Here is a 2066-nt window from a genome sequence, read left to right on the forward strand (position 1 = left end):
GGATCTCCCTTTATAGGCTCGTAACCGATCTTCAGGGTCATCTGTTCCTCTGGCAGAGAGACACCGGGGCTGCGGGTGATGGTGTGCTTATCGTCCGCAGAAAAACCGATGGTCTCGCCGTCTTGCAGCGTCACATCACACGCCAGCACATAGGAGGCAAGGCTTGCCAAAAAGTCCCGTAGTTCCTCCGGCTCAGCGTCGGTGTTCAACACCTCCATTTCCTCCTTGCCAAACACATCCATGCCGTAGGTGTAGCCGTTTAGGCCCCCCTCGCTCCGGTACAGGCCGAACCAAACCCAGTTGAAGATGGGCAGTTCGTCCTTTTTGAGCATATCGGCAAGGCCCTCATAGAAACGAGGCTCAAATACCACGCCGCTGGTGTAGACACCGGTGGCGTATTTCTGCTTGCAGCACACTGCCATCGCCTTGGTGAACAGCTTACCTCGTTCCAGCAGTTTTTCCTCCTCGCCCAACACAGCCACCATGATATGGGCCTTGTGCGCTTTGGCCACTTCTACGGCCTCTGGCCACATATAGTTGTTTTCGGCGTTGATCTCTGCTTCATTGTCCGGGATGTGACCGTGGAATAGTGTCACAATCAGCATCATATTGCCGACCCGCATTACCACAGCGTCATCGCTGTTCTCAACATCTTCGTCGCCCTCATCCGGCTCCTCATCTACGATACCCCATTCTTCCCGCAGATCTCGAATCAACTGCTCCTTGTCCCACTCTGCTTTGGAGAGGAGCACAGATCCGGCAAAGGAACCCTTATGGTCGGTTTCCTCCTCGTCGGCGTCATCCTCAAGACCCTCTGCATCTTCATCCGGATCATAGAGGGATTCATGCTCCAGTCCGCGGATAAATTCCTCAAAGCTATCTGCCAGATGGGTAATTTTATAGTCATTTTCCTGATCCACATGGACTACCGCAGGCTCTCCCTGGGGACCGCAAGCCCGGTAGTCCAGGAAAATCATATCGTGTCCGGCGCTTGGACAGTCACAGATGGCCACACCGATGGCAGGATACTCCCACTCATCGATCATAAACTGACTGCCCAGCTCTCCACAGAGGGAGCAGCTCTTTTCCCGTCCGATTCCGAAAATGCCGGTGATGGCCACATGATCATCTGACCAACAGGTAGGCTCATCGCAGGGATAGCAGGTGTTCACCGGAATGCCGCCGTTGTGCTGCTTCATCAGCCAGATGTAGGCGGCGGGCAGCTTGTAGCCCAGTTCCTCCTCCACGCTGGCAATCAGCTCATCGGAAGGCGGATCACTGACATATTCTTTCAGTGCATACCAATTATCATCCCAGAAGTTGGTGAGGTCGAAGCCCTCAAATGGGGTATCACCAGGCACGAATTTGGCCTTCTTTTTCCGGCTGCGCTGGCGTTTCCGGATCTCCGCCTTACACTCCCGAATTACCGCCGGGGCATTTTCATCCTCTGGGTCCAGCTCTGCCCACCGCTGGGCGTAGGGAATGGCCTTTTCCTCCTGGCCGTAGAGATACTGATAGCCATAGGCCATCCGCATATTCCACTCTGCCTTGTCCTGGCCTTCCTCCCGGACGGACTCCAACACCTCAATGGCCCTCAGGAGGGCTTTGTCTCCCTTGGATTTCAAAGTACCTTCGTCATGGTCCCCGATGATGGCGTAGTTCTCCAGCGCCCGTGCCAGGGCGTAGGCGGTGCGGTAGTTCCTCCAATCCTCCGGGATGGCATTCAGTGCCTGGATACAGCGGGTGTACTCGTCTTCGTCGTTCCACTGCTCCAGCTGAGCGAAGAATGCTTCGGCGTTCTGTTGGGTGTAAGGAATATAGTCCATGCCCGTCAGCGTTTCGTCCAACTCGTCATCCTGATTCTCAGTTTCTGTCCCATCATCTTGTTGCTTTAGGGGTACAGAACCGGCTTCACGGCGGAAGGTGTGGAAGATGGCCCATGGGATGTCCGTGCCTTCAAAGAACTCTTTCGCCATGTTCAGCGCCTCTTGGATGTCCCAGGCGATGAAGTCCACATAGCCACAGTAGAGGCCGGTAGCCCCGCCGGTGAGAGTGAGCACTTCCGA

At 55.3% G+C, this 2066-nt stretch carries 1 protein-coding gene; it reads right to left on the minus strand.

The genetic code is table 11. The features are described from left to right. A partial coding sequence (locus FGS84_RS30525) for a DUF4261 domain-containing protein (RefSeq protein ID WP_138311880.1) occupies positions 1 to 2066 on the minus strand: 2066 nt, incomplete at both ends.

The sequence above is a fragment of the Clostridium sp. 1001271st1 H5 genome, assembly GCF_005845215.1.
Taxonomy (GTDB): Bacteria; Bacillota; Clostridia; order Lachnospirales; family Lachnospiraceae; genus Enterocloster.